1 pseudogene is annotated in these 528 nt (G+C 34.8%); it reads right to left on the minus strand.

The annotated features are described in order from the left end of the window. A pseudogene (locus tag PSE7429_RS27490) lies at positions 1 to 199 on the minus strand (ISKra4 family transposase); the annotation flags it as partial. Between the last annotated feature and the right edge of the window lie 329 nt (positions 200 to 528).

Genomic DNA, 528 nt, shown 5'->3' on the forward strand with positions numbered 1-528 from the left:
TGCTTCTTCCTGTTCTTGTTTTGCTGCTGCTGCTTAAAAAATTTCCGATCTCTGGTGCTACTTCTTTGAGCAAGTGGTCTCTGACTGCTAATTCTATGCTGTTAAAGCTTTTTAGCTCTTCTTTTGGGGTATTATTCAATAGAATTGCCGCCGCAGCTTTTAGATGTTCTTTCAGAACTTTGCTTTCTTCGGGTGTCATCTTTTTTAACCTCTATTTTTTTATCATTTTCTCATATGTCATCTATAAGTAGAAATACTCATTGCATTAGTGAGATGCTCCCAAGCAAAAGATACAGAAAGAGGGAGAAAAAGGTTAAAAGATATGAACATCTTTGTGTTTTTCGCATTAGTAATGACAACACTTAATTTTGATCCATCAAGAATCACAAGCCAGTTAAAGTTACCAGTCAATCAGATAAAATATTTGGATGAATGAAAATGCAGACTATTAGAATGCAATGCTAAGGTTTTGGCACAATTGATTCCACTAAATCTAGAAGCAGCTATTCAAGAAACTCGAATAAAGAC

Source organism: Pseudanabaena biceps PCC 7429 (assembly GCF_000332215.1).
Classification (GTDB): Bacteria; Cyanobacteriota; Cyanobacteriia; order Pseudanabaenales; family Pseudanabaenaceae; genus Pseudanabaena; species Pseudanabaena biceps.